The following is a 14,460-nucleotide window of genomic DNA, read 5'->3' as shown; positions in this document are numbered from 1 at the left end:
ATCACCGATGAGTTGAAAGCGCCACCCTCCTGCCGTTTGCGGGAGAAGGGTGGCGTTGCAGATCGACAGGAAAGACAATGGCAGGCCGTGGCGACAATGTGAGACCCAAATCCGGTACGGTAATCGATACCGAACCGTTGCGTCAGGCGATTACCGGCTGCGTGCGTTCCATTGCCGGCGATGCGGAAATTGAAGTCGTTTTCGCCAATGAGCGCCCCGGTCTGGCGGGCGACCGTATGCGCCTGCCGGAAATATCTAAACGGCCCACGGCGCAGGAAATTGCCGTCACCCGTGGCCTTGGCGATTCCATGGCGTTGCGGCTGGCTTGCCACAACAGCGATATGCACGCCACCATGTCGCCCCAAGGCGCAGATGCGCGGCTGATCTTCGATGCGGTGGAACAGGCGCGTGTCGAATCCATCGGTGCGCGGCGTATGCAGGGCATGGCATCGAACATCCGCGCCATGAACACTGAAAAATATGCCAAGGCGAATTTCGGCCTTATCAATACGCAGGAAGATGCGCCGCTGGCCGAAGCTGTGGCCATGATGGTGCGCGAAAAGCTGACCGGTGAAAAGCCGCCGGAAAGCGCTGGCAAAGTACTCGATTTGTGGCGCTCCTTCATCGAAGACAAAGCCTCTGCCGATCTCGATAATCTGTCGACTGTTGTTGAAGACCAGAAGGCGTTTTCGAAGCTCATCCGTAAAATGTTGACCTCCATGCAGATGGCGGAGGATTTTGGCGACGATGACGATCATCAGGAAAGTCAGGAAACCGAATCCGAAGAAGACCAGCCAGCCAGCAATGAGATGGAAGAAGAGCAGGTCGAGGAAGAGGCCGGTTCTGACGCCACCCCTGCCGAAGAGAGCGAAGCCTCTCAAGAGCAGATGGAAGATGGCGAGATGGATGGCGCCGAGATGTCTGAGGACGAAATGTCCGATGATCTCGATGAGGATTCCGAGACGCCCGGTGAAACCCGCCGCCCCAACAGCCCCTTCGATGACTTCAACGAGAAGGTGGATTACCGCATCTTCACAGAGGAATTCGATGAGGAAATCCGTGCTGAAGAGCTGTGCGATGAGGCCGAATTGGACCGTCTCCGTGCTTTCCTCGACAAGCAGCTTGCGCATTTGCAAGGCGCAGTCGGACGGTTGGCGAACCGCCTGCAACGCCGCCTGATGGCGCAGCAGAACCGTTCTTGGGATTTCGATCTGGAAGAAGGTTATCTCGACCCCGCGCGTCTCGTGCGCCTCATCATCGACCCCATGCAGCCGCTGTCCTTCAAAAAGGAACGCGACACGAAATTCCGCGATACGGTCGTATCACTGGTCATCGACAATTCCGGCTCGATGCGTGGCCGCCCGATTACGGTGGCGGCAACCTGCGCCGATATTCTGGCGCGCACGCTGGAACGTTCGGGCGTCAAGGTCGAGATTCTGGGCTTCACCACCAAGGCGTGGAAAGGCGGGCAATCGCGCGAGCAATGGCTGGCCAGCGGCAAACCTCCGTCCCCCGGTCGCCTGAATGACCTTCGCCACATCATCTACAAGTCCGCCGACGCTCCATGGCGTCGTGCACGCCGTAATCTCGGCCTGATGATGCGTGAAGGCTTGTTGAAAGAAAACATCGACGGTGAAGCGCTGATGTGGGCGCATAACCGCCTCATCAACCGTCCTGAGCAGCGCAAGATCATGATGATGATTTCAGATGGTGCGCCGGTGGATGATTCCACGCTGTCGGTCAATCCTGGCAATTATCTCGAACGGCACCTGCGCGCCGTGATCGAACAGATCGAAACCCGTTCGTCCGTCGAACTGCTTGCTATCGGCATCGGCCATGACGTGACCCGCTATTACCGCCGCGCCGTGACAATCGTGGATGCGGATGAGTTGGCGGGCGCAATGACCGAACAACTGGCGGCGCTATTCGAAGACACAAGCACCACGCCAAGCCGATCCGGCCGGATGCGCCGTGCCGGTTAAACAGCATGGTGACCGCAGAGTTTTGCGGTCGAATGGCGGTTTTAAAGCAAGAATGACGGCAGTTTCGGTCGTTCTTGCTGGTGCGCTCAACCCTTCCGGCATGGCTGCATCGACTGTCGATGTTCCGGTGAGCGTCCGGCCCATTTTAACGTTCAAGGTTGGGTCGGACCAGAAGCGCTTTGGCAAGCTGGAGTTTGTCGGCGGCTTGATAATGAATTCTCCAGAGCCGATATTCGGTGCCATGTCCAGCATTCGCTTTCGGCCAGACGGGCGGAATTTTCTTGCCGTGCTGGACACGGGACATTGGCTGGCTGGCACGATAGAGCGCAACGACACCGGCGCTCTATCTGGCCTTTCACATGTTCGCATCGATCCCATGCTGGATGAAAATGGCAATACGGCGAAACGCAAAGTGGACATGGATGCCGAAGGACTGGCCTTGCGCGGCAACCAAGCCTTCGTCAGTTACGAGCAGCGGCCCCGCATCGACATTTATGCCGATGCAGATCTTGCAAAAGCAAAGCCGGTGGGCCGTCTGCCACACATCATTCCAGAGCGTGAGTTTCGGCGCAACGCCGGAATGGAAACCCTGGCGCGCTCTCCCGTCGATGGGCTGCTCAAGGGTGCCATGGTGGTGGTTGCGGAGGCTAGCTTTGATAGCAACGACAATCTGTTCGCCGCTGTGCTTGAAGGCCCGCGCAAGGGCATATTTGCAGTCACCCACAACAGCTCCTTCTCCGTGACGGACGGCGCATTTCTGCCCAATGGCGATCTGCTGTTGCTGGAGCGTCGGTTCAATCTGGCTGAAGGTGTGGGCATGCGCATTCGCCGCATCGATGGAGACGCTATCAAGCCGGGTGCGGTTGTCGACGGCGAAGTTCTCATCGAAGCTGATTTGTCCAACCAGATTGACAATATGGAGGGCATGGACATCGTCACCGGACCTGACGGATCGACACGCCTCATCCTTGTGTCGGATGATAATCACTCATTTCTGCAAAGAAACATCATGCTGGAATTCAAACTAACGGAATAAAAAAGGCCCGCATTTGCGGGCCATTTGATTCAGAGTGTTTTCACAGGCGGCATCGGCTTCAGCGTGCTCATCAATGCGCCGTAGGGCAGCAGCATAACGATGCCGACGATCACCTTTACCGAAAGATCGCCCAGCGCCCATGAGACCCAGCGCGGTGCCTCGGTGGAGAAAATGCCGAGGATCGGTGCGGATTCGATTGCGAAGGCATCGTTGGGGCCGACGAAGGCGAAGGTGGCGGCAAAGGCGATGGAGAAGAACAAAGCCGTGTCTAGCACCGAGCCGAGCATGGAGCCAGCCAGCGGCGCGCGCCACCAGCTTTGGCGACGCAGGCGGTTGAACACCGAGATGTCGAGCAGTTGGCCGATCAGATAGGCGGTGCCAGATGCGACAGCTATGCGCGGGATCGACGTCCAAAAGGACAGCGTGACGCCGACCACGAAACCGGCCAAGACAACGCGACGGGCGATGGATGGGCCGAACTGGCGGTTGGTGAGGTCCGTGATCAGAAACGCGATGGGATAGGTAAAGGCACCCCAGGTCAGCAGGTCGCCGAGAGCGATACCGAAGAATGTGCCTGATAGCGGGTACTGAACCAGAATGTTCGACGCGACGACAACAAGTGTCATCAGCAAAACATAGGCAAATGTGTAGCGTGAGTAGAGCATTTTTTTATCCTGGGAGATGCCACCAGTTGGCGTTGGAATGGAAAAAAACAAAAGGCTTGAGCGGCAGATGCCAGTCAAGCCTTTCGAATATTTGCGATGGAAAAACTGCTATTAAGCAGCTTCAACCGTCTTTTTTGCGATCTGGCGACGCAGCAGACGAGCGCGCATCGAAAGGTCGTTTTCTGTGGACTTCAGAAGGAAGGCATCGAGGCCACCACGATGCTCAACGGAACGCAGGGCGGCTGCGGAAACACGCAGACGGAAGCGCTGGCCGAGAGAATCGGAAATCAACGTAACCTGGCAAAGGTTCGGAAGGAACCGGCGCTTGGTTCTGTTGTTGGCGTGGCTGACGTTGTTGCCCGTCTGGACGCCCTTGCCGGTCAATTCGCATACACGGGACATGGGTACACCTATTTGTTGTCGTCTGTTTGACCAATGGTTCACTTGCCGGCAAATCCGGTTCGCAATCCAACTGGCTATGATTGGAAAGTTGCGGTTCTATAGTCAGACAGAAACTTCCAGTCAAGCCGCTCACTCTTTTTTGTGGGCAATTTCACCTGATTTCCACGTCACTCTGCTTTTTTATTGCCATAAGTCGGCGTATATCATCGCGGCAGAGGATGGCTTTCGCTGTCTGCCGAGGTGTTACCTGAATGAATGTCACAGCACAAAGGTTTTTTGCAACGCTCGCCCTGACTTTGGCGAGTCTGTCGCCTACCATGGCCGCAGAAACACGGCATGATAGCGAATACAGCATCAGTCTGGGTGTGTTGCCCATTGCGCGGGCCAACTTTTCCACACGCATGGAAGGGGCCACATATTCCATATCAGGTTCGTTTACGTCAGCAGGTATCGCTAGTGTGTTGAAGGATATTTCCGGGCGCACCAATGTTGCCGGTGCCAAGCGTGGAAACCGAATGCAGGCCAATGAATATTCGCTGGTTTACAAGGACGGCAAGCGGACGCGCACCTATGATGTGCAATATCGCAACGGCAACGTGACATCCACAACCGTCAAGCCGGAGCCGAAAGCGCGTCCTGACAATTGGGTCGATGTGAAGGATCGCGATCTGCGCTCAGTGCTCGATCCCATTTCCGGACTGATGTTTCCGGTGGGCGGGCGCATTTGCCCCAGCCGCCTGCCGATCTATGATGGCGAGTCGCGTCTGGATCTGGTGTTGAGTTCTGGTGGCACCAAGCCGTTTACGACGAATGGTTTTACCGGTGACGCCATTGTCTGCAATGCGCGTTATGTGCCGAAATCCGGCTTTCGCAAGGGCCGCAAGGACATCGAATATCTAAAGTCGATTTCGATGGAAATATGGTTTGCCAAGGCCAGCAACATGGATGTTTACGCGCCGGTTTATGCGCGCATACCGACCAAGGTAGGCCAAGTGTATATCACCGCCACAAAATATGGCGGCTAATGATCAGCCCGGCGACCAGCCGGGCTCCGCCATAACGAAGCTATCAAATGTAAAACCGGGTGCCACGGTGCAGCCGACCAGCGTAAAATCTCCAAGACTTTCAGCAGCTTGCCAGCAATTGACGGGAGCTATCGCCTGTGGTCTTTCTCCGTCAAAAATAGCCGTGCCAAGCTTGACGGTTTCCACCGTTTTTCCATCTTGGCTGAGGTGAAGCAGAAGCGGTGACCCCGCATAATAGTGCCAAATCTCGGCGGCATCGATGACCCGGTGCCAGTGGGAGCGCCGGCCTTTTTCAAGCAGATAATAAATCGCGGTGGAATGGCCGCGTCCGCCATCTGTAGCATCTCTAAACGTCCGGCGATAAAAACCGCCCTCGGGATGAGGCTCAAGCTTCAATTCCCGGATAATCGCTTCGGCGGACAGTGCGCTGCTTGTCATCAAAACTTGTCCTTGCGCGTTCTGATTTCGGCAAAAACGTCCTCGTCGGCGGCGTCGGCAAGGCCAAGATGCGTGCGGATGGCGGCATCAGCCACGCGCATATAAGGGTTGGTTTGCTTCTCCAGGCCGATGGTTGTGGGGATGGTGAAGCGGCCCTCATTTCGCAAGGTATCCACCTCGACGGCGCGTTTTTTCAAAACTTCGTTTTCCGGGTCAACCGTCAACGCGAAGCGGGCATTGGATAGCGTATATTCGTGACCGAAGTAGACTTTGGTTTCATCCGGCAACGTCATCAGTTTCTGGAAGGATTTCCACATGTCAGCGGCGGGGCGCTCAAACAGGCGCCCACAGCCCATGGCAAATAAAGTGTCGGCCGCAAACAGCAATCCGTCATCCGGCAGGTAATAACAAATGTGCCCAGCGGTGTGGCCCGGCGTGGCGATGACCTGAACGCGGTGGCCGGAAAATTCAAATTCATCCCCATCGGCGGAAGATCGATCTATGCCGGGTATGGCGATGGCCTCGTCATGCGGACCATTGATTTCGCAGCCGAATTTTTCCTTTAGCGACAAATTGGCTTCGACATGATCGTGGTGATGATGGGTGGTGAAGATATGAGTGAGTGTCCAGCCGCGACGGTTGAGAGCCCCGATGATCGGTGCCTCTTCCGGTGCGTCGATGGAAACGGTGTTGCCGGTTTCGCTATCGTGCAACAGCACGCCAAAATTATCGCTGCGGCAAAGAAAGACCTCGATTTCCAACGGCTTCATGTTTTCCCTCCATCAAATTGCGTCAAATCCCATTTGAATTTCCAATGTAGGCGTCGTCGGCTTGAAGTCCAACCGGGTGCTGCTACATTCTGTCCATGAACACTGACATTGTCGATCTGCGCGAATTTTATCATTCCCCATTGGGCCGCTCGGCAGAGCAGGCCATTACCATGGCGCTATCGACGCTGTGGCCGCCTTTGCCGGATGAGAGACTGGTGGGCATGGGCTACGCCGTGCCGTTTCTGGATCGTTTTCGCCACGATACGGAACGCACCTTCGCGTTCATGCCTGCGGGGCAGGGTGCGGTAAACTGGCCTGCCGGAGAGCTGTCTTCTACGGCACTGGTGTTCGACGAGGAACTGCCGCTGCCGGATTCGTCCATCGATAGAGTGCTGCTGGTGCATTCGCTGGAGTTCGTCGAGAACCCGCGTGAGGCCTTGAAGGAGCTGTGGCGGGTGCTGGCACCCGGTGGGCGACTGATTATCGTCGTGCCCAACCGGCGTGGCGTGTGGGCGCGCATGGAGCATACGCCGTTCGGTTCCGGTCGTCCCTATTCGCGGGGGCAACTGACCAGTCTCCTGCGGGAAACAAACTTCACGCCCGGCTCGACAGCCGAAGCTTTGTTTTTTCCGCCGTCAAAAGTGCGTTCGGTGTTGAAGTTCCGTCGTTATCTGGAAAGCGCGGGACGCAAGCTCTGGCCGGTGTTTTCGGGTGTCATTATCGTAGAGGCGCAAAAGCGGCTTTATCAGGGTCTGCCGGTGCCGCAACGCGCGTCACGGCGCGTCTTTGTACCGGTTTTGGCGCCGCAGGGCGTGCCAACAACAAGAGCCTCTTCTGAACAGCCAAAGCCGCGCTGACACTCGACAAATGCCGCGTTCCGGTCTAATGCCTGCGGCATTGTCTTGCCGGATGTCCCGGCGTTTTTCCGAAGGTCTTCAAAATGAGTGCAGAGCCTAATCAACCTGTTCCACGCCCCGGTATTCTCGATATCGCTGCTTATGTTCCCGGTAAGGAACATGCAGAGGGCGTGGCGAAGGTTTATAAGCTCTCCTCCAATGAAACGCCGTTGGGACCAAGCCCGAAGGCAATCGAGGCTTTCAAGGTCGCTGCCGGTAATCTGGAAATCTATCCTGACGGACAGGCAACGGCGCTGCGTCAGGCCATTGCCGAAGTGCATGGGTTGAATGTCGCCAATATTCTCTGCGGCAATGGTTCGGACGAACTTCTCGGTCTGCTGTGCCACGTTTATCTGGCTTCTGGCGATGAAGCTATTATCACCGAACACGGCTTTCTGGTTTACAAAATCCAGATCATGGGCGCAGGCGCAACTGCTGTGACCGTGAAAGAAAAAGATTGCGCCGTCGATGTCGACGCAATCCTCGCCGCTGTGACGCCAAAAACAAAAATGATCTTCATTGCCAACCCTGGCAACCCAACGGGCACCTATGTTCCAGTCTCGGAAATCCGCCGTTTGCAGGCCGGTTTGCCGAAGCATGTCGTGCTGGTGCTGGACGCGGCATATGCGGAATATGTGCGCAAGAACGATTATGAGGCAGGGCTGGAGCTTGTTTCCGGCAATGCCAATGTGGTGATGACGCGGACCTTTTCGAAGGTTTACGGGCTGGCAGCGCTGCGCGTGGGCTGGATGTATGGCCCGGCGGCAATCATCGATGCGCTGAACCGCGTGCGCGGTCCCTTCAACATGAACGCACCTGCCATTGCTGCCGGTGCCGCGGCCATCCGTGACCAAGGCTTTATCCAGCAGGCGGTGGCTCATAATCTGGAATGGTCGGAAAAACTGACCAATGCGTTTACCGGGCTTGGGCTGACGGTGACGCCTTCTGTCACCAATTTCGTTCTCATCCATTTCCCTGATTTGGATGGCAAGCGTGCGGCGGATGCCGACGAGTTCCTGACGCGTCGCGGTTATATTCTGCGTGCCGTGCGCAGTTATGGTTTCGCCAATGCGTTGCGTATGACGGTTGGGTCGCAAGAGGCCAATCTCGGCGTGATCGATGCACTCACAGAGTTTATGGGTCAGGCGTAATGAGCGATATTCTGTTTGAACGTATTGCCCTGATTGGTATCGGCCTGATCGGCTCATCCATCGCACGCGATATAAAGGCACTTGGCCTTGCGCGGCAGGTGGTGGTTTCCACCCGCAGTGCAGAGACCTTAAAACGGGCAGAAGAGCTGCAACTGGGAACAGAGTACACCATCTCTGCGGCAGACTCGGTCAAGGGTGCCGATCTGGTCATCGTGTCGGTGCCTGTTGGTGCTTCTGAAGCTGTGGCACAAAAAATCGCGCCGCATCTGAAGGCGGGTGCCATCGTGACTGATGTTGGCTCCACCAAGGCGTCCGTCATTGCGCAAATGGCCCCGCATATGCCGGACAATGTACATTTTATTCCCGGCCACCCGCTTGCAGGTACGGAAAAATCCGGCCCGGATGCGGGTTTTGAGGGCCTTTTCCGCGACCGCTGGTGCATCTTTACGCCATTGCCGGAGACGGATGCGGATGCGTTTGGCAAGCTCAAGGGTTTCTGGGAAGCGCTTGGCTCGCGTATCGATGAGATGGACCCGGAACATCACGACAAGGTTCTGGCCATCGTCTCGCACTTACCCCACATCATTGCTTACAATATTGTAGGGACTGCGGATGATCTCGGCACCGTCACAGAATCGGAGGTCATCAAATATTCCGCTTCCGGTTTCCGCGATTTCACCCGTCTGGCCGCGTCTGATCCGACTATGTGGCGAGACGTATGCCTGCACAACAAGGATGCAATCCTTGAAATGCTGGCGCGATTCTCCGAAGATCTGGCGTCACTTCAAAGAGCAATCCGTTGGGGCGAGGGCGACAAGCTTTTCGAACTCTTCAGCCGCACCCGCGATATCCGCCGCTCGATTATTCAGGCCGGCCAAGACGTCGATGCGCCCGATTTTGGACGCCACACGCTGGATCAGAAGAAATAATCAGCTATCGCAACATAAGACCGAAAACCACCAATTGGTTTTCGGTCTTATGTTTGAAGCAGCCTTAGATCGGCGGGATTTTTCCGAGTGGAATAAAGCCGCTGACGGTGGCGCGCCCGCGCTCAACTACCAGATCGACGGATGCCCGGTCACGACCGCCTGCAAGAGCGCCGAGCAATTTGCGGGCGGTGTCGATGGTGGATTGCAGTTGCGGGAAGGTCTGTTTGGCGTTGTCGGCCCAATCACCAAGCTTTTCGATTTCCAGCTTGAACTGGCCGGAGAGATAACCCTGGTCATCGAATGAGAATGGCCCGCTGACGCGCATGGTGCGGCCTTCACCAATGTCCAGCATCACCCGGCGCAATTCGCCACTGGTGCCGTAAAGGCCCGAGCGGTCGCTGCCGTCGATCATGCCTGCCTTGCCTGCAAGCGTGATGTCCGCAATGGCATTGAGGCGCGGCAGAAGCTGTGGCCAGTCCTTGATGACGGTTGAGGCGTCTGTGAGCGTAATCGCGCCATCGAGGTCCGCGCCGTTCTGGCGAAGGTGAACCTCTGTCGTTGCGGCATCGAAATTGATCGTTTGTGCGGTGACGGATGAAACCGCGGTTGCCTTCAATCCCTCGATGACGAGAGCTGTGCGGTCAATGCCACGCAGCTTGGTCACAAGACTGGATTGCAGATTGTCCCACTGCGCGGAAACGTTAAGGCCGTGAGCGGTCTGGATTTGCGCGGGCGAATCAAGTTCCCAGACAATATGGCCGGGAGCGTAGATTTGGGCGGCGGAGCGCAGCGCGCCAAAAGATGCCGAGACATTGTTCTGCGCATCCTTCACGTCGACTTTCGAGCAGAAAAGACCTATGCGGAAAGGATATCCCTTAAAAGCAATATCGCTGCATTCGCCGCTAACACTTGCTTTGCCACCGGGTGCGAGTGTCCGAATAACAGTGTCCTGAAGCCGCTGCGCGGCATAAAACCAACCAGCGGAGTAGATGGCAACGAAAACTATTATCCCAATACCGAGAAAAAGGAATTTTCTGCTGATTCGGGATTGGCTTGACGCTGCCATGATGATCTCCAATGGTACACACAGGTGATTTGGTTTGGCTTGCGATATGGACGATTTTTGGGTCTTTGGCTACGGTTCGTTGATGTGGAACCCCGGCTTCCCGTTTGAGGAGCGTCAACAGGCGCGTTTATACGGATATCGGCGGTCGCTTTGCATTCGCTCGAATGTGTATCGTGGAACCGATGAAAACCCCGGATTGGTGCTGGGACTGGAACGCGGCGGCTCTTGCCACGGCGTGGCTTTCCGTGTTGCAGACGCAGAGAAAGGTCCGGTCCTCGATTATCTGAGGGAGCGTGAGCTTGTCAGCAATGTTTACAAGGAACGTGTGATTGCTGTCGGTCTCGCCGATGGCAGACGGCAAAATGCGCTAACCTATGTCGCCGATCCAGCGCATTCACATTACGTCGGTGGTCTGCCTGTGGAGGAAGCGGCGTCAATCGTACGCCACGCTTCAGGCCGCTCTGGCCCCAATGTCGATTACGTGTTCAACACCGTGCAGCATTTGCAGGACATGGGCATCCGCGACGCCCTGTTAGAGCGCGTCGCGGCAAAGGTGACGGCTCAATCTGAAACCGTTGCCTGAAGTTCTGCCAGCCGCTTGATGGCGGTTGGTGGCAGCGGAAGCTTGGGATTGTCGCGGGCCGTTTCGATCAACAGCTCGTCGCTTGCCTTTTCCGTGACTTCAATCAGCGTCTTGAAAAAGACGTCGGGGTTGAGACCGGGCTGGATGGGCGGCAGAATGCGAACCTTGAAATGACCGGGATAACGCATCGTGGAACGGCGAGGCCAGAATAGGCCTGGATGCATGGCAACCGGCACGACCGGCACTTTCAAATCCCGATAAAGGCGGGCAATGCCATAACGGTATTCCGGCTCGGCACCCGGTGGTCGGCGCGTGCCTTCCGGGTAGATGATGAGTTGACGTCCCTTCGACATCTCTTCTTTGGCACGTTCCATCACCTTCAGCATCACCTTGCCGCGTGCCGCCCGGTTGACCGGGATCATCCGTTGCTTCGCCACGTACCAGCCGAAGATCGGTATCCACATCAGCTCGCGTTTGAGAATGTAGACCGGGTCTTTGAGGTTGGGCAACAGGGCGTAGGTGTCCCAGAAGGACTGGTGTTTCGGTGCGAAAATGCATCCGGTTTCCGGGATGTTCTCCAATCCTTCGATTTCGAAGGTCGTGCCGACGATCTTTTCCATCAGCCAGTGATTGGAACGGGCCCAGCCCCTCGGTATCTCGAATGCCAGTTTGCGCGGCACGATGAAATAGATCGGTGCCAGTACGATCATTCGCATGATGAGGTTGAAATAAAACAGCGTGTTGAAGAGAACGGAACGCAGTCTGAGCATGAAAATGGCTTCTCCCGGCGCATCCTCATCAACGAAATGAGGGTATCTCTGTGTCGTGCGCAGAAACGAACGCCTACACGAAAACGGGGGGTTACAGCAAGACTTATCGTGGGCTGGAAGCCGGAAGCGCCTAGACGTTTGAAGACCCGTTGCGCAGGCCGTTTCCTTTGCCCAACCCCGTCAGATCGCGAACTGCCGCAAGGACAAACTTCATATACTCGGCTATCATGGTCCGCACGACATCCGGGTTCGAAAACCAGTTGGTGCGGGCGAGATCCGAGTTGATGACCGGGTACGCGATGAAATTCGTATCCGGACTGGTGCTGCGCAACTCATGCAGGCTGCGATGCATGTGGTAGTTATTCGTGACGACAACGACCGATGTATAGCCATGGTCATTGATCCATTTCGCCGCCTCGTTGGCGTTACCGATCGTGTCCACCGCCTGATATCCCATGTCCACGCAGCAGGTGAACAGATCGGAAGAGCTCTGCGTCATCTTGCGGATTTGCGCACGGGTTGTGGAGGGATTGACGCCGGAAATCAGCAATCGCTTGCCCACACCGTCCCGCAATAAGCCAACCGCCTGATCGATCCTGAGATATCCGCCGGTCAAAACAATGATGGCATCAGCCTTCGTTGCACGCGGTGGCCGCATGGATGCGACCGAGTCGGCAAACCACAAAAAGCCGCCGAAAACAGCGCCGATGATGATGAGGCAGACGAGGATGCTGACCCGGACGAACCGGCGCAAACGACCGCGCCGCGAAAGCAAGCCATTTCGCGGCGATTGTGCCGATTGGTCATCCGGGTCTGTGCGACTCATTGCCATGGGTTATCGATAAGCTCGGATTAAGGCAAGGAACAGGCAGTTGTGGCGTTCAAACCACGCACGTCACTGCCCTCAAACGCCCTCGCTTTTTGAAGGATCAGACCGCACGCGGTCTATGTCATCAATGGTGCGGATGACCGTCAGCCGTGCGGTGACTGTTGTTAACAAGGCAATGACCATCATCGTTGCAAAAATTCCAAGATACCCGTCCACACCGACAGAAAACGTGCCGAACAGGGCGCTGGCCTGATCGCTTTGGGGCGTTGCGAGAGAGCGGGATTGCCAGAAACCAGCGACGAGAAACACGGCGGCGGCAAGGGCGCTGCCGGCACCGGAGCCTTTGAGACTTATTTTCAGAAAATGTTTCTGAAATTCCCGTGCCACGAAGCTGCTTTCGGCACCGACAAAATGCAGAACCTCGACAATGTGCCGATTGCCGGAAAGTGCGCCGCGTGTCGCAAACACCACAGTCAAAACCATCGCGGTGAAAACGAGAATCAATACGCCGAGGCCAATCATGACGGTGGTGTGCGCCATGGAAACAAGGCGATCCACCCATGTGCGGTGGTCGTCCAGAAAGGCCTGCGGAATTTCCGCTTTGAGCATGGAGCGCATCGCCTCGAAATCCGGCGGATTGCTTTCATCGATGGTGATGATGACGAGGCGCGGCACGGGTAGTTCTGAAAGATCAAGACCGGCACCCAGCCACGGCTCCAGCAGGCGCGCCGTTGCTGCTTCATCCATAATGGTGCCTTCACGCGTCCCCACGAAGGTCAGCGCCAGATTGCGCGCCTTGTTTAACGCGGCATTCATGTCCAGCCCGTCTTCCGGCTTGATCTGAATGGTGATTTCGCGAGAAATCTGGCTCTGCCATGTTGAGGCGGTGGCACGCACCATGCTGACGGCACCCAGCGTAAGACAGGCAAGAAAAGCCATGATCGCGATGACCACGATCAGCGCGTTGCCCTGAATGTTGGAGGGTGGCAAAATGGGCGCCATGGGGCGAATACGCATCTGCGGCAGCTTTGGCGCGGCCTTTTCAGGCTTGAGGGCTTTGCGGTTCATCTCATTCATAAATGTCGAGCCGCCCTTCCGTCAAAATCATCCGGCGTGCATCCACCTGATCCATGATGCTGAAATCATGGGTGGCAATGACCACGGCGGTGCCAAGTCGGTTGAGTTCTAAAAACAGGTTCAGCAGGCGTTTTGCCATAGGTGGATCGACATTGCCTGTGGGCTCGTCTGCCAACAATATTTCCGGCTGATCCATGAGCGCGCGCGCGATTGCGGCGCGCTGCTTTTCCCCGCCGGAAAGGATCGGCGGCAACACATTGATGCGTTCGCCCAAGCCTACCCATTTTAAAAGCTCGATCACATCGTTGCGATAGGCACTTTCTTCCTTGCCCCGCACACGGAGCGGCAGGGCCACATTCTCGTACGTCGTCAGGTGATCCAGCAGCCGGAAATCCTGAAAGACGATACCGACACGGCGGCGCAGCAGCGGCAATTCGCTGCGTGGAATGCGCGACACATCGCGATTGAACATGCGGATATGGCCACGCGTCGGCTGAAGCGACATGAGAAGCAGGCGCAAAAGCGTTGTTTTCCCCGCCCCGGAAGGGCCGGTCAGAAACTGGAAAGACCCTTTGGGAATGTCAAAGGTCATGTCCCGCAAAATCTCCGGGCCCATGCCGTACCGTAACCCGACATTTTCGAAATGGATCAACGAACTTCCAGTCTTTTTCTTCCGCAGGGCGCGCTTTGCATGACGATTGAGTCTTTTACAAGCTGCGTGGCCCTTACGAGCGACTCACCAGACGATGTTTGCAAAGCATTAACCAATTAAATTTACGACTAGGCAGGATTTCATTCAATGCCCAGCTTTTATCGGGCCAAAAACGTGACCGAGGGAACT

The 14,460-nt window shown here is 56.2% G+C and carries 16 protein-coding genes; 7 read left to right on the top strand and 9 right to left on the bottom strand.

What is annotated here, in order from left to right; all coding sequences use genetic code 11:
- Positions 1 to 77: 77 nt before the first annotated feature.
- Together cobT and RMR16_RS18550 are read left to right on the top strand one after the other, a co-directional pair.
- Positions 78 to 1,982 (top strand): cobaltochelatase subunit CobT, encoded by a 1,905-nt coding sequence (gene cobT, locus RMR16_RS18555; protein WP_320198789.1) that lies wholly within the window; start codon positions 78 to 80, stop codon positions 1,980 to 1,982.
- A 52-nt stretch (positions 1,983 to 2,034) separates the two neighbouring features.
- Positions 2,035 to 3,018, top strand: a complete 984-nt coding sequence (locus RMR16_RS18550) for an esterase-like activity of phytase family protein (RefSeq protein WP_320198788.1) — start codon at positions 2,035 to 2,037, stop codon at positions 3,016 to 3,018.
- A 29-nt stretch (positions 3,019 to 3,047) separates the two neighbouring features.
- On the opposite strand, the gene RMR16_RS18545 is transcribed toward RMR16_RS18550, so the two are convergent.
- A complete protein-coding gene (locus RMR16_RS18545) occupies positions 3,048 to 3,683 on the bottom strand; it encodes a queuosine precursor transporter (protein WP_320198787.1) in 636 nt (211 codons plus the stop codon).
- Positions 3,684 to 3,794: 111 nt separating this feature from the next.
- Positions 3,795 to 4,085, bottom strand: a complete 291-nt coding sequence (gene rpmB / locus RMR16_RS18540; protein ID WP_320198786.1) for a 50S ribosomal protein L28 — start codon at positions 4,083 to 4,085, stop codon at positions 3,795 to 3,797.
- A gap of 251 nt (positions 4,086 to 4,336) precedes the next feature.
- Here rpmB and RMR16_RS18535 point away from each other — a divergent pair, with 251 nt between their 5' ends.
- Positions 4,337 to 5,110, top strand: coding sequence for a DUF3108 domain-containing protein (locus RMR16_RS18535; RefSeq protein ID WP_320198785.1), 774 nt, complete (start codon positions 4,337 to 4,339; stop codon positions 5,108 to 5,110).
- 3 nt (positions 5,111 to 5,113) lie between these two features.
- On the opposite strand, the gene RMR16_RS18530 is transcribed toward RMR16_RS18535, so the two are convergent.
- Positions 5,114 to 5,548 carry a cupin domain-containing protein gene (locus RMR16_RS18530; protein WP_320198784.1) on the bottom strand — a complete coding sequence of 145 codons (435 nt, stop codon included), beginning with the start codon at positions 5,546 to 5,548 and terminating at the stop codon, positions 5,114 to 5,116.
- Positions 5,548 to 6,318, bottom strand: coding sequence for a hydroxyacylglutathione hydrolase (gene gloB / locus RMR16_RS18525; RefSeq protein WP_320198783.1), 771 nt, complete (start codon positions 6,316 to 6,318; stop codon positions 5,548 to 5,550). The genes RMR16_RS18530 and gloB overlap by 1 nt, the downstream gene beginning before the upstream one ends.
- 95 nt (positions 6,319 to 6,413) lie before the next feature.
- Between gloB and RMR16_RS18520 the strand changes: the two genes are divergently transcribed.
- The 3 genes from RMR16_RS18520 to RMR16_RS18510 all read left to right on the top strand — a co-directional run bounded on the left by RMR16_RS18520 (position 6,414) and on the right by RMR16_RS18510 (position 9,294).
- The gene (locus RMR16_RS18520) at positions 6,414 to 7,175 is read left to right on the top strand and encodes a class I SAM-dependent methyltransferase (protein WP_320198782.1); all 762 of its coding nucleotides are present in this window, start codon (positions 6,414 to 6,416) and stop codon (positions 7,173 to 7,175) included.
- Positions 7,176 to 7,258: 83 nt separating this feature from the next.
- Positions 7,259 to 8,365 carry a histidinol-phosphate transaminase gene (gene hisC / locus RMR16_RS18515; protein WP_320198781.1) on the top strand — a complete coding sequence of 369 codons (1,107 nt, stop codon included), beginning with the start codon at positions 7,259 to 7,261 and terminating at the stop codon, positions 8,363 to 8,365.
- A complete protein-coding gene (locus RMR16_RS18510) occupies positions 8,365 to 9,294 on the top strand; it encodes a prephenate/arogenate dehydrogenase family protein (RefSeq protein ID WP_320198780.1) in 930 nt (309 codons plus the stop codon). The genes hisC and RMR16_RS18510 overlap by 1 nt, the downstream gene beginning before the upstream one ends.
- Positions 9,295 to 9,358: 64 nt before the next feature.
- On the opposite strand, the gene RMR16_RS18505 is transcribed toward RMR16_RS18510, so the two are convergent.
- A complete protein-coding gene (locus RMR16_RS18505; protein ID WP_320198779.1) occupies positions 9,359 to 10,360 on the bottom strand; it encodes a DUF2125 domain-containing protein in 1,002 nt (333 codons plus the stop codon).
- Between the two features lie 46 nt (positions 10,361 to 10,406).
- Here RMR16_RS18505 and RMR16_RS18500 point away from each other — a divergent pair, with 46 nt between their 5' ends.
- Positions 10,407 to 10,943: a gamma-glutamylcyclotransferase gene (locus RMR16_RS18500; protein WP_320198778.1), complete on the top strand. Its 537-nt coding sequence runs from the start codon at positions 10,407 to 10,409 to the stop codon at positions 10,941 to 10,943.
- Here the strand turns inward: RMR16_RS18500 and RMR16_RS18495 are convergent.
- The 4 genes from RMR16_RS18495 to ftsE form a co-directional block, all read right to left on the bottom strand.
- Entirely contained in the window at positions 10,922 to 11,713 is a 792-nt protein-coding gene (locus RMR16_RS18495) for a lysophospholipid acyltransferase family protein (protein ID WP_320198777.1), read from the bottom strand. The two genes, RMR16_RS18500 and RMR16_RS18495, sit on opposite strands and share 22 nt — an antisense overlap.
- 130 nt (positions 11,714 to 11,843) lie before the next feature.
- Positions 11,844 to 12,545, bottom strand: a complete 702-nt coding sequence (locus tag RMR16_RS18490) for a YdcF family protein (RefSeq protein ID WP_320198776.1) — start codon at positions 12,543 to 12,545, stop codon at positions 11,844 to 11,846.
- Positions 12,546 to 12,617: 72 nt separating this feature from the next.
- Positions 12,618 to 13,619 carry a cell division protein FtsX gene (locus RMR16_RS18485; protein ID WP_320198775.1) on the bottom strand — a complete coding sequence of 334 codons (1,002 nt, stop codon included), beginning with the start codon at positions 13,617 to 13,619 and terminating at the stop codon, positions 12,618 to 12,620.
- Positions 13,612 to 14,271, bottom strand: a complete 660-nt coding sequence (gene ftsE, locus RMR16_RS18480; RefSeq protein WP_320198774.1) for a cell division ATP-binding protein FtsE — start codon at positions 14,269 to 14,271, stop codon at positions 13,612 to 13,614. Before ftsE ends, RMR16_RS18485 begins: the two co-directional genes overlap by 8 nt.
- Positions 14,272 to 14,460: the final 189 nt, after the last annotated feature.

The organism is Agrobacterium sp. rho-13.3 (assembly GCF_033957765.2).
Classification (GTDB): Bacteria; Pseudomonadota; Alphaproteobacteria; order Rhizobiales; family Rhizobiaceae; genus Agrobacterium.
The sequence above is the reverse complement of the archived record's forward strand: the minus strand, read 5'-3'. Positions and strand labels throughout refer to the sequence as shown.